This is a genomic window from Micromonospora parva, from assembly GCF_040649675.1.
In the GTDB taxonomy this organism is placed as follows: Bacteria; Actinomycetota; Actinomycetes; order Mycobacteriales; family Micromonosporaceae; genus Micromonospora; species Micromonospora parva.
This window is the reverse complement of record NZ_JBEZFX010000001.1, coordinates 671,866-693,216: the sequence shown is the minus strand read 5'-3', so window position 1 is coordinate 693,216 and position 21,351 is coordinate 671,866. Positions and strand designations below refer to the sequence as shown.

17 protein-coding genes are annotated in these 21,351 nt (G+C 71.4%); 9 read left to right on the top strand and 8 right to left on the bottom strand.

The features are described from left to right. Positions 1–99 precede the first annotated feature (99 nt). From AB0C03_RS03055 to AB0C03_RS03040, 4 genes are read right to left on the bottom strand one after another with little or no spacing between them, the layout of a single operon-like run. Positions 100–1,080 (bottom strand): amino acid ABC transporter permease, encoded by a 981-nt coding sequence (locus AB0C03_RS03055; RefSeq protein ID WP_030336771.1) that lies wholly within the window; start codon positions 1,078–1,080, stop codon positions 100–102. Continuing rightward, the gene (locus AB0C03_RS03050) at positions 1,077–1,784 is read right to left on the bottom strand and encodes an amino acid ABC transporter permease (RefSeq protein ID WP_030336770.1); all 708 of its coding nucleotides are present in this window, start codon (positions 1,782–1,784) and stop codon (positions 1,077–1,079) included. The genes AB0C03_RS03055 and AB0C03_RS03050 overlap by 4 nt, the downstream gene beginning before the upstream one ends. A 36-nt stretch (positions 1,785–1,820) precedes the next feature. Then, the gene (locus AB0C03_RS03045; RefSeq protein WP_030336769.1) at positions 1,821–2,699 is read right to left on the bottom strand and encodes a glutamate ABC transporter substrate-binding protein; all 879 of its coding nucleotides are present in this window, start codon (positions 2,697–2,699) and stop codon (positions 1,821–1,823) included. 57 nt (positions 2,700–2,756) lie between these two features. Further along, the gene (locus AB0C03_RS03040; protein ID WP_030336767.1) at positions 2,757–3,512 is read right to left on the bottom strand and encodes an amino acid ABC transporter ATP-binding protein; all 756 of its coding nucleotides are present in this window, start codon (positions 3,510–3,512) and stop codon (positions 2,757–2,759) included. A 194-nt stretch (positions 3,513–3,706) separates the two neighbouring features. Here AB0C03_RS03040 and selD point away from each other — a divergent pair, with 194 nt between their 5' ends. Beyond that, entirely contained in the window at positions 3,707–4,696 is a 990-nt protein-coding gene (selD, locus tag AB0C03_RS03035) for a selenide, water dikinase SelD (RefSeq protein ID WP_357633844.1), read from the top strand. 230 nt (positions 4,697–4,926) lie between these two features. Continuing rightward, the gene (locus tag AB0C03_RS03030; RefSeq protein WP_030336763.1) at positions 4,927–5,406 is read left to right on the top strand and encodes a hypothetical protein; all 480 of its coding nucleotides are present in this window, start codon (positions 4,927–4,929) and stop codon (positions 5,404–5,406) included. A 48-nt stretch (positions 5,407–5,454) separates the two neighbouring features. On the opposite strand, the gene AB0C03_RS03025 is transcribed toward AB0C03_RS03030, so the two are convergent. After that, positions 5,455–5,703, bottom strand: coding sequence for a DUF2277 family protein (locus AB0C03_RS03025; RefSeq protein WP_030336761.1), 249 nt, complete (start codon positions 5,701–5,703; stop codon positions 5,455–5,457). Between the two features lie 163 nt (positions 5,704–5,866). Here AB0C03_RS03025 and AB0C03_RS03020 point away from each other — a divergent pair, with 163 nt between their 5' ends. The 6 genes from AB0C03_RS03020 to fxsT all read left to right on the top strand — a co-directional run bounded on the left by AB0C03_RS03020 (position 5,867) and on the right by fxsT (position 15,049). After that, positions 5,867–6,055: a hypothetical protein gene (locus AB0C03_RS03020; RefSeq protein ID WP_030336759.1), complete on the top strand. Its 189-nt coding sequence runs from the start codon at positions 5,867–5,869 to the stop codon at positions 6,053–6,055. Positions 6,056–6,118: 63 nt separating this feature from the next. Continuing rightward, a complete protein-coding gene (locus tag AB0C03_RS03015) occupies positions 6,119–8,395 on the top strand; it encodes an FxsB family cyclophane-forming radical SAM/SPASM peptide maturase (RefSeq protein ID WP_357633839.1) in 2,277 nt (758 codons plus the stop codon). Next, positions 8,379–9,203, top strand: a complete 825-nt coding sequence (locus AB0C03_RS03010) for an AAC(3) family N-acetyltransferase (protein WP_245233744.1) — start codon at positions 8,379–8,381, stop codon at positions 9,201–9,203. The genes AB0C03_RS03015 and AB0C03_RS03010 overlap by 17 nt, the downstream gene beginning before the upstream one ends. Positions 9,204–9,255: 52 nt before the next feature. Further along, a complete protein-coding gene (locus tag AB0C03_RS03005; RefSeq protein ID WP_030336755.1) occupies positions 9,256–9,915 on the top strand; it encodes a TIR-like protein FxsC in 660 nt (219 codons plus the stop codon). After that, complete coding sequence (locus AB0C03_RS03000) at positions 9,912–11,183, top strand: TIR-like protein FxsC (protein ID WP_051708808.1); 1,272 nt, start codon at positions 9,912–9,914, stop codon at positions 11,181–11,183. Before AB0C03_RS03005 ends, AB0C03_RS03000 begins: the two co-directional genes overlap by 4 nt. Then, the gene (gene fxsT, locus AB0C03_RS02995) at positions 11,180–15,049 is read left to right on the top strand and encodes an FxSxx-COOH system tetratricopeptide repeat protein (RefSeq protein ID WP_030336751.1); all 3,870 of its coding nucleotides are present in this window, start codon (positions 11,180–11,182) and stop codon (positions 15,047–15,049) included. The genes AB0C03_RS03000 and fxsT overlap by 4 nt, the downstream gene beginning before the upstream one ends. 51 nt (positions 15,050–15,100) lie before the next feature. Here fxsT and AB0C03_RS02990 read toward each other — a convergent pair whose 3' ends face one another. Then, entirely contained in the window at positions 15,101–16,009 is a 909-nt protein-coding gene (locus AB0C03_RS02990) for an alpha/beta fold hydrolase (RefSeq protein ID WP_357633832.1), read from the bottom strand. A 220-nt stretch (positions 16,010–16,229) separates the two neighbouring features. Here AB0C03_RS02990 and miaB point away from each other — a divergent pair, with 220 nt between their 5' ends. Beyond that, on the top strand, positions 16,230–17,723 hold the full coding sequence (miaB, locus tag AB0C03_RS02985) for a tRNA (N6-isopentenyl adenosine(37)-C2)-methylthiotransferase MiaB (protein ID WP_030336748.1): 1,494 nt from the start codon (positions 16,230–16,232) through the stop codon (positions 17,721–17,723). 39 nt (positions 17,724–17,762) lie between these two features. On the opposite strand, the gene AB0C03_RS02980 is transcribed toward miaB, so the two are convergent. Both AB0C03_RS02980 and AB0C03_RS02975 read right to left on the bottom strand, forming a co-directional pair. Beyond that, a complete protein-coding gene (locus AB0C03_RS02980) occupies positions 17,763–19,124 on the bottom strand; it encodes a pectate lyase family protein (RefSeq protein ID WP_030336745.1) in 1,362 nt (453 codons plus the stop codon). Positions 19,125–19,361: 237 nt separating this feature from the next. Next, positions 19,362–20,960 (bottom strand): cellulase family glycosylhydrolase, encoded by a 1,599-nt coding sequence (locus tag AB0C03_RS02975; RefSeq protein WP_210866670.1) that lies wholly within the window; start codon positions 20,958–20,960, stop codon positions 19,362–19,364. Positions 20,961–21,351: the final 391 nt, after the last annotated feature.

Sequence of the window (21,351 nt, the reverse complement as noted above, 5' to 3'; positions counted from 1 at the left end):
GACCGGCGGCCCCCTCACCGCGCGGACGCTGGAGATGACCGAAGGCCGCCCCGAGCAGTTCGGGGCGGCCTTCGGGTCTTCTGGTCGGTGTGACGTGGCTCAGACGCCCCCGCCGCCTCCGCCCGCGCCCTCGGCCTGGGACATCAGGGCCGCGGGCGGCGGGTTCTGCGCCGGGGTGTTCGCGGTCTTGCGACCCTGGGCGAGCCGCCGCTGGACGTACTGGGCGAGCTTCGACAGCGAGTAGTTCACCACGATGAAGAGCACGGCGATCACGACGTAGACCTGGATGGGGTTGCCCAGTGCGCCGATGATCTGCTTGCCGATGTTCAGGGTCTCCTCGTAGCTGATGATGAAGCCGAGTGAGGTGTCCTTGAGCACCACCACGAGCTGACTGATCAGCGCCGGCAGCATGATCCGGAAGGCCTGCGGCAGCAGGATCATCCGGGTGCTCTGCGCCGGGGACAGCCCGATGGCGGAGGCGGCTTCCGCCTGGCCGCCCGGCAGACCTTCCATGCCCGAGCGGAGGATCTCGCCGATCACCACGGAGTTGTAGATGGTGAGGCCGATGACCAGGTACCAGAGGTTGTCGAAGTAGATGCCGAACTCGGGAAAGCCGCGGGCCACGAAGAAGATGGTGAGCACGACAGGCAGGCCGCGGAACACCTCGACACAGACCCGGGTGACCACCGAGAGCAGCACGCTCAGCCCGCGCAGCAGGTACGCCAGCGGCGCGGCGAGACCGGTGAACTTGCGACCGGTCAGGCTCTTGAGCTGGATCCGCAGCACCGCCAGCAGGGTGCCGACGACCAGCGAGGCCACGATGGCCATCGCCGCCGCGATCAGGGTGTTCTTGAAGCCGAGGCCGATCCGCTCCCAGACCAGGGAGAAGTTCTCGTTGGAGGGGTCGACCAGCGGACCCCACAGCTCCATCGACAACTGGCCCTTTTCGTCCAGGGGCCGGTAGACCAGAAAGTACGCACCGACGAGCAGGGCCAGTCCGGCGACGATGCTGCTGATCAGCGTGATCCGCCGCTGCCGGGGCCCGGGAACGTCGTAGAGGACGCTGGTCTGCTGACTCATCGGGCCACCGCCTGTCGCTTCTCGATCCGGTCCAGCAGGGTGCCGAGCGGCACGGTCATGATCAGATAGCCGATCGAGATGCCGAGGGCGACCGGCACGAAGGCGTAGCCTTCGGCCGAGGTGAGCTGGTCGGCGGTCTGTGACAGGTCACCGACCACCCCGAAGAAGCCGACCAGCGCCGAGTTCTTGATCATCGCGATGATCACCGAGCCGAGCGGCACGATGGATGCTTTCCACGACTGCGGCAGCACCACGTAGCGCAGGTTCTGCCCGAAGGTCAGGCCCAGCGAGCGGGCCGCCTCCGCCTGGCCGGAGGGCACCGCGTTGACCCCGGACCGAAGCGCCTCGCAGACGAACGCGGCGGTGTACAGCACGAGGGCGATCAGGGCGAATCGGAAGTACGGCAGATCGGTGCCGAGCCGGGTGAACAGCGAGTCGATCACCGGGATGCGGAGGAAGTCCGCGTTGGAACCGAGCGCCGGCAGGCCGAACGCGGCGAAGAACATCACCACGGTCAGCGGCATGTTGCGGAAGACGTTCACGTAGCTGGTGCCGAGCGCGCGCAGCGGCGGCACCGGCGAGATGCGGAGCACCGCCACGACGGCGCCCAGGATGAGGGCGCCGATCGCGGCGAGGAAGCAGATCTGGAGGGTGAGCCAGAAACCACCCGCAAAGACGTCGAACTTGTCGATGAGCACGTTCACGGGTCGGTGTTCCTCCCCACCCTCCAGGTCGAAGGATCAGTAGCGGTTGATGGTGGGCGCCGAGCCCAGTTCCGCGCCGAACTTACCGGCGGTGTCGTCCCAGGCCTTCTTCCAGCTGCCGTCGGCGACAGCCTTGTCCAGGGTGTCGTTGATGAAGCTGCGGAAGTCCGCGTCCTCCTTCTTCACGCCGATGCCGTACGGCTCCTTGGTGAAGTTGCTGCCGGCCAGCTTGAAGGAGGCCTCGTCCTTGGCGATGTAGCCGAGCAGGATCACGTTGTCGGTGGTCACGGCGTCGACCTGGCCGCTCTTGAGGGCGTCGCGGCACTTGTCGTAGGTGTCGAAGGGCACCAGCTGGGTGGCGACGTCCTTGACGTACTTCTTGATCTCCTCGAACGGCGTCGAGCCGGTGACCGAGCAGACCTTCTTGGTGCCGTCCTTGAACGAGTCCGGACCGGTGATCGTGGTGTCGTCCTTCTTCACCATGATGTTCTGGCCAGCCTCGTAGTACGGCCCGGCGAAGGCGATGCGCTCCTTGCGCTTGTCGTTGATCGTGTAGGTCGCGGCGACCAGGTCGACGGTGCCGTTGACGATCACGTCCTCGCGGACCTTCGAGGGGGCCTCGACCCACTCGATCTTGTCCTCGGGGATGCCGAGCTCCTTGACGATGATCTTGGCGATCTCGACGTCGAAGCCCTCCGGCTTGCCGGAGAGGCCCTTCAGGCCGAAGCCGGGCTGGTCGAACTTGGTGCCGACCTTGATCTTCTGGGCCTTGTTCAGCTTCTCCATGGTGGTGCCGGCGGTGAACGACTTGCTGCCAGCGCCGGTGCCCTCCCCGCCGTCATCGCCACCACAGGCGGTGAGGCCGAGCGCCAGAGCGGCGACCGCGGCGACTGCCGCAACGCGCGTGATACGCATACTTTTCTCCTTCTTCAACGGAGCCCGCCGGCGTGCGGCACGCTCCACAACGGACGCCTAGTGCGTGAGGATCTTGGAGAGGAAGTCTCGGGCCCGCTCGCTGCGCGGGTTGGCGAAGAATTCCGCTGGTGGGGCGTCCTCGACCAGCTGCCCGTCAGCCATGAAGATGACGCGGTTCGCCGCGTGCCGGGCGAAGCCCATCTCGTGGGTGACCACGACCATCGTCATGCCGTCGCTGGCCAGCGAGGTCATCACGTCGAGCACCTCGCCGACCATCTCCGGGTCCAGCGCCGAGGTCGGCTCGTCGAAGAGCATCGCCTTGGGCTGCATGGCCAGGGCCCGGGCGATCGCCACCCGCTGCTGCTGCCCGCCGGAGAGCTGAGCCGGGAACTTGTCCGCCTGGTTGGCGATGCCGACCCGGTCGAGCAGGGCCAGGCCCCGCTCGCGCGCGGCGGCCGGCTTCTCCTTGCGGACCTTGATCGGGCCGAGGGTGACGTTCTCCAGGATGGTCTTGTGGGCGAAGAGGTTGAAGGACTGGAACACCATGCCCACCTCGCTGCGCAGCTTCGCGAGGGGCTTGCCCTCGGCCGGCAGCGGCTGACCGTCGAAGGTGATGGTGCCCGAGTTGATCGGTTCCAGTCGGTTGATCGTGCGGCACAGCGTCGACTTGCCGGAGCCGGACGGGCCGATCACCACGACCACCTCGCCGCGACCCACCGACAGCGAGACGTCGTCCAGCACGTGCAGCGGCCCGAACCACTTGTTGACCGCGTCCAGCACGATGAGCGGTTCGCCCGTCGTCACGTCGTTCACCGTCCCTGTCGTCTCCCGGAGCGGGGTCGGTTGACCCCCGGTGCGGCCACTGTAGGCGGCGTGATGTGGCAGAACGCAACCCAGCGGGTCACGGAGCGGTAACACCGGTCACGATCGTTCTCGGGCGTCCGATTTTGGTCACCGGCTGGGTGGTGCCGGTGGCGATCGTGGCGCCTTGTCGAGATCATGGGGGGATGACCGAACCCGTACGGTTGACCATGTACGCCCGCGGCGGTGGCTGCGCCTGCAAGATTCCCCCGGGTGAGCTGGAGATCATGGTGGCCGGTCTCGGTCCGGCGACCGGCACCGCCGAGTTGCTGGTCGGGTTGGACCACGGCGACGACGCGGCGGTGGTGCGCCTGGATGAGCGGACCGGCCTCGTCAGCACCGCCGACTTCTTCACCCCGGTGGTCGACGACGCGTACGACTGGGGTCGGATCGCCGCGGCCAACGCGCTCTCCGACGTGTACGCGATGGGCGGCACCCCGCTGGTCGCGCTCAACCTGCTCTGCTGGCCGCGTGACGTGCTCCCGTTGGAGTTGGCCCGTGAGGTGCTGCGCGGCGGCCAGGACGTGGCGCGGGAGGCCGGCTGTCACCTGGCCGGCGGGCACAGCGTGGACGACGACGGCCCGAAGTACGGTCTCGCGGTCACCGGCACGGTCCGGCCGGAGGAGCTGATCACCCTCGACGCCGGGCGGGCCGGGGTGCCGTTGTCGCTGACCAAGCCGCTCGGGGTGGGTGTGCTGAACACCCGGCACAAGGCGACCGGGGAGAGCTTCCCGGAGGCGGTGGCCACGATGGCCGCGCTCAACCGGGACGCGGCCCGCGCGGCGGTCGCCGCCGGTATCCGCTGCGGCACCGACGTGACCGGGTTCGGGCTGCTCGGGCACGCCTCGAAGCTGGCCCGGGCCAGCCGGCTCACGGTGGCCATCGACACCGCCCGGGTGCCCTATCTGGCCGGTGCGCGCGAGGCGCTGCGCGACGGGTTCGTCAGCGGCGGCAGCCGGCGGAACCTGGACTGGGTGACCCCGTGGACCGACTTCGGTGCGGCGGACGAGGCGGAGCGGCTGCTGCTGGCCGACGCGCAGACCTCGGGTGGCCTGCTGGTCGCCGGTGAGGTGCCCGGCGCTCCCGTGGTGGGTGAGCTGCTGCCCCGGGGGGAGCACCTGGTCGTGCTGCGCTGACCGGGGTGCTGTTGCCCGGCGGGGGACACGCGGCGGCGGTGGTACGGATGGCGCACCATACCCGATAAACTGTCACCTTCCCGCTACTCCGAGCAATGCCGCTCAGGGAAATTTTGCCCGGAATGGTCACAGACCGGTAACTTGCCCCCGGCTGGGGTCAAATGCCCCCCACCATCGTGAGTAAGGCCCGATCCGGAGGCCGGTGGGGACGAACGCAGCGAGGAGGCGGAATGACCGAGCTGTGGAACTGGAGAATCGACGGGGCTCAGCCCGTGGAGGTCTACCCGGCGCTGGCCGAGGCGCTTGGCCGGGTGGTGATGCCGTTGGCGGTGGCCGACCCGGCGCGGTTGCCGACGTACGCGGTGGTGTGTGACGTCTGGCAGGCGCCGGGCGAGTTCGCGACGGTGGTGGACTGCTACGGGGTGCCCGAGCAGCTCTCCGAGCACGCGGGCATCGCCGCGCTGGCCCGACTGCTGGGCCGCAACTGCCTGTTGCGCGACGACACGCTCGACGCGGGCCGGCACCTGCTCGTCGCCCCGGACGGCACGGTCCGTCCGGTGCACTTCGACGTGCGGGACACCGACGACGGTGAGGTGCTCAGCAAGATGCGGCTCTGCTCGCTGGGTGACCCGGGATGCCGGGGCTGGTCGCAGTGTCACCGTTCGCGCTGGGCGCCGGACACCGTCGCCCCGGCACTCGCCGCGGCCTGACCCTGCCCAGGGTCAGGCCCGGCCGGGTGCCGTGCCGGTGGGCGGCGATCAGTTGGCGGCGGGGGCCGACCGGTCGGTGACGCCCGCTCCGGCGCCCCGCACCACGAGTTGGTCGAGCAGGGTGCGCGTCGCCCCGGCCACGGCGGCCACCGCGGCGTCGAACGCGGCGGCGTTGTGCGCGGCGGGCGCCCGGAAGCCAGAGATCTTCCGGACGTACTGCAACGCCGCCGCCTCGACGTCCGCGTCGGTCACCTGCGGGGTGAACGGTTCACGCAGCGTCTTGATGCTCCGGCACATGTGAGCTCCTCCTTCGTCCACCGTGGTCTGCCACTCGCCGTGCCGACGGTGGTACCGACGGTGACACTGGGTCGATATTTGTCTATCCTGGTCACGGACCAGAGCCGTTCGAGCCACAGCCGCCGCTCGCGCTCCCAGCGCCCCGGGCCCCCGGAGACTCATTGTGGACCATGCCCCCGCCCGCCCCACCCGTCCCGACCTAGACGATCTCACCCGTAGCCTGCACACCCCGCTGGAACGGATCACTGTCGAGCACGCCGATCTGGTTGAGGCGGTGCGCAGGCGCGTCGTCACGACCGGCTCCGTGCCGTCCGGTGTCGTCGCCGTCGCCGCCTTCAACTCGTCCATCTGAGTGATGGTCTGCCGGTGCGGTCCACCCGGAGTGGGCGGATCATGCCGGCGGATCAGCCAGTTCGTGCTGAAGGTGCACAGCCGGTGTGACCTCAGCTGCGACCACTGCTACATCTACCAGCACGCCGACCAGACCTGGCGTGGCCGCCCGGCGCGAATGCCGCCGGCCACGGTCCGGCGAGCCGCGCGGCGCATCGCCGAGCACGCCCGCGAGCACGGGGTGCCGGTCGTGCACGTGGTGCTCCACGGGGGTGAGCCGCTGCTGTTGGGCGCCGCCGGGTTGCGGGAGGTGCTGGCCGAGCTGCGCGCGGCCATCACCCCCTGGGCCCGGCTGGACCTGCGCCTGCAGACCAACGGGGTGCTGCTCGACGAGGAGCTGTGCCGGCTCTTCGTCGAGTACGACGTGCGGGTCGGGGTGTCCTTCGACGGTGACCGTGCCGCCAACGACCGGCACCGGGTCTTCGCCCACGGTGGCAGCAGCCACGACCAGGTCCGGCGGGCACTGGCCCTGCTCCGGCGGCCGGAACACCGCGCCAGCTACGCCGGCATCCTCTGCACCGTCGACGTCCGCAACGATCCCGACCGGGTGTACGAGGCGCTGCTGGCCGAGCGCCCGCCCCGTGTCGACCTGCTGCTGCCACACGCCACCTGGGACCACCCCCCGCTTCGCCCCGGGCCCGACCCCACCCCGTACGCGCGGTGGCTGGGGCGGATCCACCGACGGTGGGTGGACGACGGGCGGCCGGTGTCGATCCGCATGTTCGAGGCGCTGCGCCCGGGCGGCGGAGGCACCGAGGCGTTCGGTCTCGCGCCGGCCGACGTGCTGGTCATCGAGACGGACGGCGCCTGGGAGCAGGTCGACTCGCTGAAGACCGCGTACCACGGCGCGGCCGGCACCGGGCTCGACGTGTTCGACCACCCGGTGGACGAGGTCGTGCGGCACCCCGGGGTCGCGGTCCGGCAGGACGGCGTGGACGGGCTTAGCGCGACCTGCCGTGCCTGCCCGGTGGTCGACAGGTGCGGCGGCGGCCTGTACGCCCACCGCTGGCGCACCGGCTCCGGCTTCGACAACCCCTCGGTGTACTGCCCCGACCTGCTCGGCCTGATCGACGCGGTGGACGCCTACCCGCCGCCCACCCCGCCCGCGTCGGGCGAATGGTCCGCCACCGCGCCCGTCGACGAGTTGCTCGACGACCTGGCCACCGGGCACGGGTCGACGTCGACGCTCGCGCTGCTCGCCGCCACCCAGCTCTCCATCACCCGGGCGCTGTTGGCGGCCTGCCGGGACCGGTTCGGCAGCACTGCCGCCTGGGACCTGCTCGTCCACCTCGACCAGGCGGCCCCGGACGCCGTCCAGGCGGTCCTGGCACACCCCTTCGTCCGGCCCGCGCTCGTGCACCGCCTCGACCCGGCGGCCCTGCCGGGCCTCGGCGCGGCACTCGACCCACTGCCGGCCCTCGCCGTCGCCGCGGCCCTGCGGGCCGGCGTGCCGGCCACGGTGCGCGTCCCGCTGCGGGCCGGCGCGATCACGGTGCCCACGCTCGGTGACCTGGTGCTACCCGGCCCGGGGAAGAGCGCCGAGGTGACCGTCGGGCCCGGCGAGTTCCGGGCCCGGATCGGGTCGGTCGAGCGGACGGTGTCCCTCGATCCGCTGGCGCCGCCGTCGACCGGTTGGCTGCCGACCCGCGACGTGCCGGTGCCCGGCGGCCGGTTACTCATCGAGGACGGCGACCCGTACCGCGACTGCTACGGCCAGCCGGTGGAACCCCGCCTCGAGGCTCCGGCCGCGCGGGCGTTGGGCCGTACCCTGACCGACGCCTGGCGGGTCGTGCAGCGGGACGTGCCGGCGCACGCGGCGGCGCTCGACGGCGGCCTGCGTGCCGTCGTTCCGTTGGCCCCCGACCCGGCGCGACCACTGCGCAGCGCGACAGCCCGGCACGCGTTCGGCGCGGTCGCCGTCACCCCGCATCCCGACCCGGAGACGATGGCGGTGCTGCTCGTGCACGAGTGGCAGCACGCGAAGCTGGGCGCGGTGCTCGACCTGTACGACCTGGTCGAACCTGGCCAGGGCACCCGGATCCGGGTGCCCTGGCGCCATGACCCGCGACCACCTGAGGGCGTCCTGCAGGGCGTGTACGCCCACCTCGCCGTCACCCAGGTCTGGCGGTCCCGGGCGGACACCGACGATCCGGACGCGTCGGCGCAGGCGGCCCACTTCCGGGCGTGGACCCGGGACGGCGTCGAGGCGCTGCTGGCCAGCCGGTCGCTCACGGCGGCGGGCGAGCGGTTCGTCGGCCAGCTGCGCCACGCGCTGGAGGAGACCCGTGTCGGGTCCGGATGAGCAGCCACCGCCCCGCCTGGGCCGCTCCCGCCTCGCCGACGACCTGCGGGCGCTGGGCGTACGCCCGGGGGTGTGCCTGCTGGTGCACTGTGGCCTGCGGCGGGTGGGCCCGCTGGAGCACGGCCCCGCGACCCTCGCCGGCGCGCTGCGCGACGTCCTCGGCCCGGCCGGGACCCTGCTGGTGCCCACCCAGACCGACGGCAACTCGACCACCTCCCGCGCCCACCTGGCGGCCACCGCCGGCATGGACCGGGCACAGCGCGAGCGGTACGAGGCGGCGCTGCCGGGCTGGGACCGGCGCAGCACCCCCTCGCAACGGATGGGTGTGCTCGCCGAGTACGTCCGGTGCACCCCCGGGGCGGTGCGCAGCGACCATCCGCAGACCTCGTTCGCCGCGCTCGGCCCCCGGGCCCGGCAGCTCACCGACGGTCATGACCTCACCTGCCACCTGGGGGAACGCTCACCGGTTGGCGGCCTCTACGCGGCGGACGGGCAGATCCTGCTGCTCGGCCTCGGCTACGAGGCGTGCAGTGCCCTGCACCTGGCCGAGTACCGGCTGCCGGTGCCGCCGCCCGAGCGCGACTACCACTGTTTCCGGCTCGTCGACGGGCGGCGGGTCCGCCTCGACTTCCGGGCGCTCGACCTGGACGACCGGGACTTCCCGAAGGTGGGTGCCGCGCTCGACGAGACGCCGTTGGTGCGCCACGGTCGGGTGGGGCGGGCCGACGCCCGTCTGCTGCCGGCGCGGGCCGCTGTCGACTTCGCGACTGCCTGGTTCGCCGCGAACCGGTTGGCGGCGCGGCGTTGACGCGGGGACTACGCTGATGTTCCGGCCGCGTGGGGAGGGCGGAGGGGCAGCGGTGAGCACAGTGGACGCACCCTCCGGAGCGCGCGCCCCGCTCTTCTTCATCAGCTATTCGCGGGCGCCGGTCGGCCGGGCCACCGGCAAACCCGCCGAATACGTCTCCCGCTTCTTCGAGGACCTCTCCGTCCATGTCAGCGAGCTGGTCGGCCCGGTGACCGGAGTGGACGCCGGCTTCCTGGACACCTCCATCGCCGGTGGCGAACGCTGGAGCCCGGAGCTGCTCCAGGCCGCCGGCACCTGCCAGGTCTTCGTTCCGCTGGTGTCCAGCGCGCTGCTCGGCAGCGAGTGGTGCGGCCGGGAGTGGGACGCGTTCTCCCGCCGGCGGATCACCCCGCGACACAGCTCCGCGTCGGTGCACGAGACGGCGATCGTGCCGGTCACCTGGTCGCCGACCAACGGCACGGCACTGCCTCGGGTGCTCCGCGACATCCAGCGCTTCTCCCCGACCGCGATGCCGGATCCCGACATCGCGGTGCACTACCAGCGGGACGGGGTCTATGGCTTGCTGACCATGCAGTGGGAGAACGCGTACCGGGCGGTGGTCTGGCGGCTCGCGCAGCGGATCGTCGCCATCCACCGGTCCTACCTGGTCGAACCCTGGGTGCCGGCGAGCGTGGACGAGCTGTGCAACCGGTTCGCCGAGGAGCCGTCGTGAGCCCGCCGACGGACCGGCGTCGGTCGGGGGCGCGCGGGACGTACTTCTTCCTGAGCTACGCCCACTCGGCGCCCCCGCCGGGCGCCCGGGCCGACGCCGACGTCTGGGTCGGCCAGTTCTTCGCCGATCTGACCGACGAGGTGCGGCGTCAGGCGCGACCGGTCGCCGGGATGCGGATCGGCTTCTTCGACCAGCACATCCCGTTGGGCGCCGACTGGAAGGCCGCGCTCGCCGACGCGCTCGGTGACGCCGAGGTCTTCGTCCCGCTCTACTCACCCGGCTACTTCAGCCGTCCCTGGGCACTGGGGGAGCAGGAGTCCTTCCGGGCCCGGCTGGCCGCCGCCGGCCCGGCCCGGCTCACCGCCGGGCACCTCACCCCGGTGCTGTGGATCCCGTTCCCCCCGTGGGAGGCCCACCCGGAGCTGGACGGCGCCCTCGACCTGGGCCGCGACGTCCCGGAGTACGCCGCCGACGGCCTGCGCGCGTTCTGCATGCTGGCCTCCTACCGGACCCAGTACGAGCTGCTGCTGAGCCGGCTGGCGAGCCGGATCGTGCACACCGCCGAGCGGCGACCGATGGGCCCGTCCCGAGCGCCCGGCCTGGACGAGGTGGTCCGCCCGGCGCCGACCGACCCGGACTTCGTCGTCGCCGTCCTGGCCCCGACCCGGGACCGGCTGCCGACCGATCGCGACCCCGCCGGCTACGCCGCCAGCGGCCGGCTCTGGCGGCCGTACGGGCGCAGCCAGCAGCTGCCCGCCGCCGAGTACGCGGCCAGCACCGCCGAGCGGCTCGGGCTGTCGGCCCGGACGGAGGACTTCGCGCAGGCCTCGGCGCTGCTCGACCGGCGGCCCGCGGTGCTGCTCGTCGACCCGTGGATCGCGGCGGCCCCGGACGCGGCCAAGGTCCTCGCCCGGATGGTGCGCGGCCTGCGCGAGTGGGTCGTTCCGCTGGTGGTCACCGACGACGACGACACGCAGGACGCCACCCACTGGGCCACCGAGGTGACCCAGCTCCTGCAGGACGCCGGTCTGCCCCAGGTGAAGCGCGCGTGCAGCATGCCGGAGTTCGTCGACCTGATGCCGGCGTTGGTCACCGAGGCGCGCCGGCAGTTCCTCAAGCACGGCCCGGTCGTCCCCTTCGAACCACCGCCGGAGCCGGTGCCGCGTCTGCGTGACGGCCTGCCCGCGGCCGGTTCGATCGTGTCGACCGACTCCGCGTCCCCGCCTGATGATCCGGCCCCACCGCGTCCCCACGGAGAAGACCGATGAACAACGATCGCGAAGGCCAGGTCGTCACCTTCTACTCGTTCAAGGGTGGAACGGGCCGGACGATGGCGCTGGCCAACGTCGCCTGGATCCTGGCGGCCAGCGGCCGGCGGGTGCTCGTCGCCGACTGGGACCTCGAGTCGCCGGGTCTGCACCGCTTCTTCCACCCGTTCCTCGACGCCGAGGCGATCCAGGGCACCAGCGGCGTGATCGACATGATCCGCGACTACGAGTGGGAGACCACCCGGGTCAACGACCGGCCGGACCGCTGGATGGAGCAGTACGCCCGGGTGGGGCGGCACGCCTTCTCGCTGCGGTGGACCTTCCCCGACGGTGGTGGCCTCGACTTCCTCTCCGCCGGCCGGCAGAACAGCGACTACGCCGTGTCAGTGAGCGGCCTGGACTGGGACAACTTCTACAACCGGCTGGGCGGGGCGCAGTTCTTCGAGGCGCTGCGGGCGGACATGAAACGCCAGTACGACTTCACCCTGATCGACAGTCGGACGGGGTTGAGCGACGTCGCCGACATCTGCACCCTGCACCTGCCGGACACCCTTGTCGACTGCTTCACCCTCAGCGACCAGGGCATCGACGGCGCGGCCCGGGTGGCGCACTCGGTCCGGGACCGGTACCGGCGGCGCGACATCCGGGTGCTGCCGGTGCCGATGCGGGTCGACCAGGCGGAGAAGGAGCGGGCCGAGGCGGGTCGCCTGTTGGCCATGCGCCGCTTCGCCGGCCTGCCGGCGGGCATGACCGAGGCGGAACGGCGGCGCTACTGGGCCGCGGTGGAGGTCCCGTACCGACCGTTCTACGCGTACGAGGAGACCCTCGCCACGTTCGGCGATCCGCCGGGCTCACCGACGTCGCTGCTGGCCGCGTTCGAGACGTTGACGGGGATCCTCACCGACGGGGCGGTGACCGCGCTGCCGGTGATGGACGAGTCGGTGCGGGAGCGGGGCAAGGCCCGGTTCCGCCGCCGCACCGAGGCGATCGACGACCAGATCGTGCTCCGGTACGCGCCGGAGGACGCCATTTGGGCCGAGTGGCTGGAGCGGGTGCTCAGCTCGGCGGGGCTGCGGGTGGTGGAGCCCACCGCCGCCGTCGGGTCCGCCGGTACGCCGGCCCCGCGCACGCTGACGGTGGTCTCGCCGGCCTACGTGGCGACGCCGTCGGGCGGTCTGCCCGACCGCGACACGAGCACCGGCTCCACGGCCCTGGCCGTCTACGTCGCCGACCTGCGCCCGCTGGCGGAGTTCCCGTCGCAGAGCTCCACCAACCTGGTCAACGTGAGCGCCGCGACCGCCGTGGAGCGGGTGTTGCGGCTGGTCGGCCGGCCGGTGCCGTCGTCGGCGGACGGGCCGGCCGGTGGGGCGACCCGTTTCCCCGGCACCGAGCCGTTGATCTTCAACGCGCCCAACCGGAACGCCCGGTTCACCGGCCGGGAGGACGACCTGGCGCGGCTGCGCGCGCAGTTGCAGAGCGGGGGCAGCGCGGTGGTGCTGCCGGTCGCCCTGCAGGGCATGGGCGGCGTCGGAAAGACGCAGGTGGCCCTGGAGTACGTGCACCGGTTCAAGGCCGCGTACGACGTGGTGTGGTGGATCGTGGCGGACCCGCCGCAGTTCGTCGACAGCGCTCTCGCCGACCTCGCCGGTCGCCTCGGCATCCTCGTCGGCCCCACCCTGCCCGACACGGTCCGGTCGGTGCTGCAGGTGCTCGGCCGTGGTGAGCCGTACGAGCGGTGGCTCGTCGTGCTGGACAACGCCGAGGAGCTCGACCAGATCGAGCCCTTCCTGCCGCAGGGCCCCGGGCACGTCCTGCTGACCTCCCGCAACCGCGCCTGGGGTGACCGGGCGAACCCGATCCAGGTGGACGTCTTCGACCGCACCGAGAGCGTGGCGCACCTCGCCCAGCGGGTGCCCACGATCAGCGCCGAGGAGGCCGACCGGGTGGCCGAGGCGCTCGGTGACCTGCCGATCGCGGTGGCCGCGGCGGGCGCCTGGCTGGCCGACACCGGCACGTCGGTCGGTGACTACCTGCGGCAGATCGAGCGGCACGGCCCCAGCGCCCTCTCCGTGGAGGCAACCTGGGACCTGTCACTGAACCGGCTGCTCGAACAGGCGCCCGCCGCGTACCGGCTGTTGCAGCTCTGTTCGGTGCTGGCCCCGGAGATCGCCCTCGAACTCATCTACAGCGACGAGATGGCGGCGGCCCTGGTCCCGTTCGACCCGTCGGTGTCGGAGCGGCTCGTGCGCGGCGCCCTGGTCCAGCAGATCAACCGTCTGGCGCTGCTCAAACTCGACGTCCAGGGCGGTCGCGTCCAGGTGCACCGGCTGTTGCAGGCGGTGGTCCGCGACCGGATGACCGAGGACGAGATCACCGCCGCCCGACACCAGGTGCACCTGGTGCTGGCCGCGTCCCGGCCCCGGGGCGACGTGGACGACCCGACCACCTGGGCCCGGTTGCGCATGCTCTGGCCGCACCTGGAGGTCTCCGAGGCGTTGACCTGCCCCGACGAGTCGGTGTGCCAACTGCTGATCGACCGGGTCCGTTACCTGTGGCAGCGCGGCGGCCTGAACCAGGCCGACGGGTTCAGCCAGGAGGTGGACGACACCTGGAGCGCCCGGCTCGGCGACACGCGTGACGAGGTCGAGGCGTCGGCGCTGCACCGACAGTTGCTGCACCTGCGGTTCAACCGGGCGAACATCCTGCGCAGCCTGGGCCGGTTCAACGAGGCCCGGGACCTGGACGAGGCGGTGCTGGCCGAGCAGCGTCGGCTGTTGGGCCCACTGCACCCGCACAGCCTGATGACGGCCGGCAGCCTCGGTGGTGACCTGCGGGCGCTCGGCCGCTACGCCGAGGCCCTGGAGCGGGACCGGTCCACCTACGCCTCGTGGTTGCAGGTGTTCGGCGAGGACCACCCCCGGACGTTGAGCGCGGCCAACAACCTCGCCGTCTCGTACCGGCTGGTCGGTGACTACCGGTCGGCCCGCCGGTGGGACGACGAGGTGCACCAGCGGCGGCGGCTGGTGCTCGGCCCCACCCATCCGTACACCCTCGTCTCCGCCCTGCGGTTGGGCAGTGACCTGCGGGAAGCCGGCGAGTACGAGAGGTCGGCCACGCTGCTGCGCACGGTGTACGACACGTACTGCGAGGTGCTCGGCCCGGATGACGGCCAGAGTCTAGCCGCCCAGGTCAACCTGGCGGTGTCGATGCGCAGCTCCGGTCGGGGCAGCGAGGCGGCACCGATGTTCGAGACGGCCTACCGCGAACTCGACGAACGCTTCGGTCCGGACAACCCGGACACGGTGGCGTGCCGGTCGAGTCGCGCGGCGAACCTGTTGGCGGTGGGTGACGCGGCTCGGGCGCTGGCCGAGATGAACGCCGTGCGCGTGGCGTTCGAGGAGCAGCTCCGGCTCGGCCCGGAGCACCCGCACGTGCTGGCGACGGTGAGCAACATCTCCGCGGCGGAGCGTGCGCTGGGCCGCAGGTCGGACGCGCTCGCCTCGGCGGCCCGGGCGGTCGGCGAGTTGCGCAAGGTGCTCGGCCCGGACCACCCGCACACCCTCGCGGCGGAGGTCAACCAGGCGGTGTGCCTGGCCGAGGAGGGTGACTGGGAGTCGGCGCGGGACCGGTTGCGGGAGGCCGCCGGCCGGCTGGCCACGGTGATCGGTGCGGACCACCCGGACACGCTGCGCTGCCTCGGCGATCTCGCCCTGGTGGCGCGGCGGGCCGGGGACGGCCCGGCCACCGAGGACGTCGGCGTGGTGGCGGACCGGCTGGCCGAGGTGATCGGTGTGGAGCATCCCACCGTGCGGACCCTGCGCGAACGGCGGTTCGTGGTCCGGGTGATCGACCCGCACACCATCTGATCGGGTCGTTCGGCGGGCGGGTCCGATGTCCGGGCCCGCCCGGCCGGGCGTTCAGAGGTGCGGGCTGGTCGCGAGGTCCGGCGTGGCCAGCCAGGCCAGGGTCTGCGGGAGGATTTCCACGGCCCCGAAGTGCGCGGCGCCGGGCTGCACCTGCACCTCGGCGCGTGGGATCCGTGAGGCGAGCCAGTGGGAGTGCTCCACCGGGGAGAAGCGGTCCTGCTCGCCGTGCCAGAGACGGACCTCCGCACGGATGGCGCCCAGGTCGAACCCCCAGCCGCGCCGGATCGCCAGGACGTCGTCGATCCATCCCTCGGGGCCGTGGCGCAGCGCCTCGGAGTACATGTCGGTCAGCAGTCGGCGGATCGCCACGTCGTCGACGACCCGGATGTCCTCGTCGGGCAGTTGGGGGCGGAGGAAGTCCAGTAGCGTCATCGGGTCCCGGCGGGCCTCTTCCGCGCGAACCTTCAGGTTGAGCGTCAGTTCGGCCAGGTCCTCGTCGGCCTGCCCGTAGTCCTCGATGTTCGATTCCGCCATGCCCGCGTACCAGTCGAGGTCGGGTGCGCCGGCCGGGGCGAGCCCCACCAGCACGGCGGCCCTGGTGACCCGGTCCGGCAGCAGCGCGGCGCAGGCCAGGGCGTGTGGTCCGCCACCGGATCGGCCCACCACGGCGAACCGGTCGATGCCGAGGTCGTCGGCGATCGCCGCCACGTCGGCGGCGGCGTCGGCCACCCGTCGACCCTCGTGCCGGTCGGAGTCGCCGTACCCGGGGCGGTCGTAGCAGACGAGGTGCACGCCGAGGCGGTAGACGACGATGCCGCGGGGTCGGGGGCCGCTGCGGCTGCCGGGGGTGCCGTGCAGCAGGAAGACCGCCGGCCCGTCCGGTGCGCCCGAGGTCTCCACCGCGAGGTGCCGGCCGTCCGGGGTCGTGACGGTGCGCTGTGTCGCCTCTTGTCGCGTCACGGTTGGCCTCCCGCGGGTCGTCATGTGCTCCCCCGTGAACGGAGCCGCGCATCGTCGGCGCCGAGTGCAAAGCCCCCGAAATCGCCCAGAACACATCCTTGTTGTGCAGCGTACTGCCCGTCGTGGATGCCCGCTATGGGCCGGCGGGTCAATGCCGGTGGGTTGGGGCACCCGAAGGGGCCGCTACCCTGGTAGCCCGAGGGGAAGGGGCACCAAGAGGGTGGCTAGGACCTACAACGTCGTGACGTACGGCTGCCAGATGAACGTGCACGATTCCGAACGGATCTCCGGCCTGCTGGAACAGGCCGGCTACGTGCGCGCCGTGCCGACCGACGACACCCCGGACATCGTCGTCTTCAACACCTGCGCCGTCCGGGAGAACGCGGACAACCGGCTCTACGGCAACCTCGGTCGGCTGCGCCCGGTGAAGGACAAGCACCCCGGGATGCAGATCGCTGTCGGCGGCTGCCTGGCCCAGAAGGACCGCGGCGACATCGTCCGCAAGGCGCCCTGGGTGGACGTGGTCTTCGGCACCCACAACATCGGCGCGCTGCCGGTGCTGCTGGAGCGGGCCAGGCACAACGCCGCCGCCGAGGTGGAGATCCTCGAGTCCCTCGACGTCTTCCCGTCCACGCTGCCCACCCGCCGCGAGTCCACCTACGCCGGCTGGGTGTCGATCTCGGTGGGCTGCAACAACACCTGCACGTTCTGCATCGTGCCCGCGCTGCGCGGCAAGGAGAAGGACCGGCGCCCCGGCGACATCCTCTCCGAGGTGCGCGCCCTGGTCGACGAGGGCGTGCTGGAGGTGACCCTGCTCGGGCAGAACGTCAACTCCTACGGTGTCGAGTTCGGCGACCGGTACGCGTTCGGCAAACTGCTGCGGGCCTGCGGCGACATCGACGGCCTGGAGCGGGTCCGGTTCACGAGCCCGCACCCGAAGGACTTCACCGACGACGTGATCGCCGCGATGGCCGAGACGCCGAACGTCTGCCACTCGCTGCACATGCCGTTGCAGTCCGGCTCCGACGACGTGCTCAAGGCGATGCGTCGGTCCTACCGCTCCGAGCGCTACCTGGGGATCATCGAGAAGGTCCGGGCGGCGATGCCGGACGCGGCGATCACCACCGACATCATCGTCGGCTTCCCCGGTGAGACCGAGGCCGACTTCCAGCGCACCCTGGACGTGGTCCGCGAGGCACGGTTCTCCTCGGCCTTCACCTTCCAGTACTCGAAGCGGCCCGGCACCCCCGCCGCGACAATGGACGACCAGCTGCCCAAGCAGGTCGTGCAGGAGCGCTACGAGCGGCTGGTCGCCTGCGTCGAGGAGATCACCTGGGCGGAGAACAAGCGCCTCGTCGGGGAGACCGTCGAGGTGCTGGTGGCCGTCGGCGAGGGCCGCAAGGACGAGCGGACCGGCCGGATGTCCGGTCGGGCCCGCGACGGTCGGCTCGTGCACTTCGCCACCGGGACGCCCGGCGGGGAGTCCCTCGCCGGTCAGATCCGGCCGGGCGACATCGTGCACACCACGATCACGTACGCCGCGCCGCATCACCTGAACGCCGACGGCGCGCCGGTGGCGCACCGGCGTACCCGGGCCGGCGACGCGGCCGAGGCGGGTCGCTCCCCGCGTACCCCCGGGGTGCTGCTCGGTCTGCCGACGATCGGCGCACCGCCGGTCGCGCCTGCCCCCGCCGCCGGCTGCGCCACCCACTGACCGCACGGAAGGGCCCCTCGCCGAGGGGCCCTTCCGCGGTCAGACGGTGATCTTGCCGGCGCCGGCGCCCGCCGTCACGATGGACTTGACGTTGCTCGCGGTGTCCAGCTGGTACGAGTACGGGATGCTGGCCACGCTGCCGCCGGCCTGGCCGGTGGGCGAGTTGACGAAGTGGTTGTTGCGGGCGACCAGGCTGCCGGGCCCCGAGTCGCCCTCACCGAGGTGGTACGGGTCGTCGACGTTCTCGAAGTAGTTGCCCTCGACGAGCACGCCGGCATTCTCGGTGGAGGCCACGCCGTAGCCGCCGTTGGCCCGGTAGTAGTTGTTGTACACGTGCACCGGGTTGCCGAAGCGTACCCGGGGGTTGCGCTGGTTGCTGCCGTCGAACCAGTTGTGGTGGTAGCTGACCCGCAGGTGACCGACGTCCTGGCCGGCGTTGTCGTCGCTGTGGCCGAGCAGCATGGTCTTGTCGTGGCTGAAGACCCGGTTCCACGAGACGGTGACGAAGTCCGAGCCGCGCTTGATGTCGACGGCGCCGTCGTAGCCGTTGCTGAAGCTGTTGTGGTCGATCCAGATGTTGGTGGCCGACTCCTGCACGTTGATCGCGTCGTCGTTCCAGTTGCGGAAGGTCAGGTTGCGGATGATCACGTTGCGGTCACCGCTGATGTTGAACCCGCAGCCGACGATCGTCGCCCCGTAGTTGCCGAGGATGGTCTTGTTGGACCGGACCCGCAGCATGCCGGAGCAGGTGATGGTCCCGGTCACCCGGATCACCGCGGCGCCGGTGGCGTTCAGCGCGCTGGTCAGGCCCGACGCGTTGCTGACGGTGGTGGTGCCGGCGTTGCCGCCGCCGGTGGTGCCGCCGTTCTGGGTGGCCCAGCCGACCAGTGCCGACGGCTGCTGGCCGGGCGGGGGAGTGCTCGATGGTGGCGGGGTGCTCGGCGGTGGGGTGCTGGGCGGCGGCGTGGTCGGTGTGGTGCTGCCGGTGCAGGCGACGTTGTTCACTGTGAAGCTGCTCGGCGCGGGGTTGCTGGAGTTGTTCCAGCTGGCGTTGAAGCCGAACGTGGCGCTGCCGTTGGTCGCCAGGTTGCCGTTGTAGTCGACGTTGGTCGCGGAGACCTGGCTGCCGCTCTGCGTGGCGGTGGCGCCCCACGCCTGGCTGACCTGCTGACCGGCCCCGTACGACCAGCGCAGCGTCCACCCGGAGATCGGGTCGCCGAGGTTGGTGACAGTGACGTTTCCGGTGAATCCGCCCGGCCACTGGCTGGCGACCGAGTACGCCACCTGGCAGCCGGCGGCCGCCTGGGCGGACACGGAGGTCAGCAGCCCGGCGGTGACGAGGGCGGCGGTCGCTGCGGCCGTGGTGGCGATCAGCGTTGTTCGACGGCGTGCTGTGCGCATGCTGCTTCCTTTCGGTGAGGCGGACGGAGGTGTCGCGACGCCCATGCCCGTGGGCGGCGAGTCTCGGCCGGGACCAGTGGTCCTCGGGCCCGCCAGTGCAGGTTCGTGAAGGAAAGCGGCTCCCGCGCTCGCGCCCACCGACGAAGAGGCAAGCGCTTTCCCGATAAAAGCATAGGCGAACCTCGATGTAAATGGCCGGGACGGCCGATGCGGTGTGCACCGGCCGTCCCGGGTGGTTCAGCAGCTGGTGCCGTTGAGTTTCACGGTGCCCGGCGCGCTGGCCGTGCCGTTGGCGGTGAAGCCCACGGTGACCGACCCGCCCGCCGGCAGCGACGGGGCGTGACTCGGAGCGGCGGCGGTGACCGTCGTGCCGGACTGCGTGACTGTGGCGTTCCAGCCACTGCCCAGCGTCACCCCGGACGGCCAACTCCAGGTGACCGACCACGGGTTCACCGCGCCCGAGCCGGTGTTCTTCACCGTCAACTCACCCTGGAAGCCGCCCTGCCAGGCGTTCACCTGCCGGTACGTGGCCGTGCAGGCGCCGGTCGGCGGGTCCGTCGGCCCACCCGTCGGGCCACCGGTAGGCCCACCCGTCGGCCCGCCCGTGCCACCCGACGGCGCGATCAGGTACGGCTGCAGAATCGCCTGCTTGGCGGTGTTGATATTGGTCCAGTCGTCCAACGCGATGCCGCCGGTGTCACCCGAGTTGGGGTTCCACGACCAGTAGGTGAAGGACATCCCGGTCACCCCGGTCCCGGTGTACGCCATCAACTTCTCCAGCCACACCTTGTCCTTCGGGTCGACAAGGGTGCTGCCGAACTCGCCCATCATGATCGGCGCGATGTTCTGCTTGTAGAGGTAACCGAAGTACTTGTCCCAGATGGCCGGCATGTTCGCCGGGTAGTCCGGGGCGTCGAACCAGGTCTGCCGGTACACCGAGGTCGCGTACTCGTGCGGCGAGTAGACCAGCCGGTTCGCCACGTTCAGCCGTACCGGGAACTGCCCCGCCTTCGACAGGTTGCCGCCCCACCAGCCGCAGTCCTCGTCATTGCTCGGGTCGTTGTCCCAGACGTTGGAGAGGCCACCGCTGGGGCAGCTCACCCCCTCGACGAAGATCAACCAGTTGGGCTGGACGCCGAGGATGGCGTTTCCGGCCCGCTCGGCGGCGAGCCGCCAGTCCCGGGTGGTGTCACCGCAGCCCCAGCACGCGCCGGTGGCCGCCGGGTTGGTGCCCTCCGCGTGCGGCTCGTTGTGCAGGTCGGCGCCGATCACCGTCGGGTTGCCCGCGTACCGCTGGGCGAGCATCTTCCAGTCGTTGATCCAGGTCGCCTCGGAGACCGTCGAGGTGTACCAGAGCGGCGACTGCCCGGCCGCCGTCGGCCGGTGCCGGTCCAGGATGATCCGCATGCCCTTGCTGCCGGCGTAGTCGATCACCTTGTCCAGGATCTGCAACGGCGACAGCCCGATCAGGTCCGGGTTGACGAAGTCGTTGATCCCACTGGCCGTCGCGCCCGCCTTCAGCGCGTCGTTCGAGTACGGCACCCGCAGCGTGTTGTAACCCAGCCGGGCCATCGTGTCGAGCTGCCCCTTCCACGGGTTGTTCGACCACAACCCGTGGAAGGTCTTGTTGTCGGTCTCCATGCCGAACCAGTTGATGCCGGTCAACCGGACCGTGGCACCGGTGCTGTCCACGATCTGGTTGCCGCTGGTGTGCAGATAACCGGTACCGGTGCCAGCGGCAACGGCCGGACTGGTGCTGGCGGCGGCGATGAACACGCCGGCCGCGACGGTGACGAGCGCGGTGAGCGCGCCGCCGAGAGCTTTGGGACGGAACATTCGAGCTCCACTTCGGAGGTCCGGCGCCGTCCAGTGACGACGCCGGCGGGCGGCCGTGCGCACGTCACGGTCCCTCAGGGGTACGCGGACAGTGCGCGACGGCCCATGTCACGCGGACGTGTCACTCGCGCAGGCTCACCGGCGACCCTCGACGGCGGTTGCTCCGCCTTCGTCGCCCTCGTGCCGGTGGCCCTACCTGACTCCGTCGCTCATTCTGATCAGCCCAGGTCAATGCGTCAACCTGCGCCCCCCGCCCACCCCGCCCTGCCCCGCCCCGCCCCGCCCCCGCCGTCCCGGCGCCGCCCACCCGTCTCCGCGGTCCCGCCTTTCAACAAGATCCGCGCAACATCAGGGATGTTGCTGTCTGTCGGTCGCCGGAGGCAGCAACATC

Excerpts from the sequence above, each read along its gene's own strand:
- AB0C03_RS03025 (WP_030336761.1), bottom strand. The coding sequence starts at position 5,703 with ATGTGCCGGAGCATCAAGACGCTGCGTGAACCGTTCACCCCGCAGGTG.
- AB0C03_RS02980 (WP_030336745.1), bottom strand. The coding sequence starts at position 19,124 with ATGCGCACAGCACGCCGTCGAACAACGCTGATCGCCACCACGGCCGCA.
- AB0C03_RS03055 (WP_030336771.1), bottom strand. The coding sequence starts at position 1,080 with ATGAGTCAGCAGACCAGCGTCCTCTACGACGTTCCCGGGCCCCGGCAG.
- fxsT (WP_030336751.1), top strand. The coding sequence starts at position 11,180 with ATGAACAACGATCGCGAAGGCCAGGTCGTCACCTTCTACTCGTTCAAG.
- AB0C03_RS03030 (WP_030336763.1), top strand. The coding sequence starts at position 4,927 with ATGACCGAGCTGTGGAACTGGAGAATCGACGGGGCTCAGCCCGTGGAG.
- AB0C03_RS02975 (WP_210866670.1), bottom strand. The coding sequence starts at position 20,960 with ATGTTCCGTCCCAAAGCTCTCGGCGGCGCGCTCACCGCGCTCGTCACC.
- selD (WP_357633844.1), top strand. The coding sequence starts at position 3,707 with ATGACCGAACCCGTACGGTTGACCATGTACGCCCGCGGCGGTGGCTGC.
- AB0C03_RS03045 (WP_030336769.1), bottom strand. The coding sequence starts at position 2,699 with ATGCGTATCACGCGCGTTGCGGCAGTCGCCGCGGTCGCCGCTCTGGCG.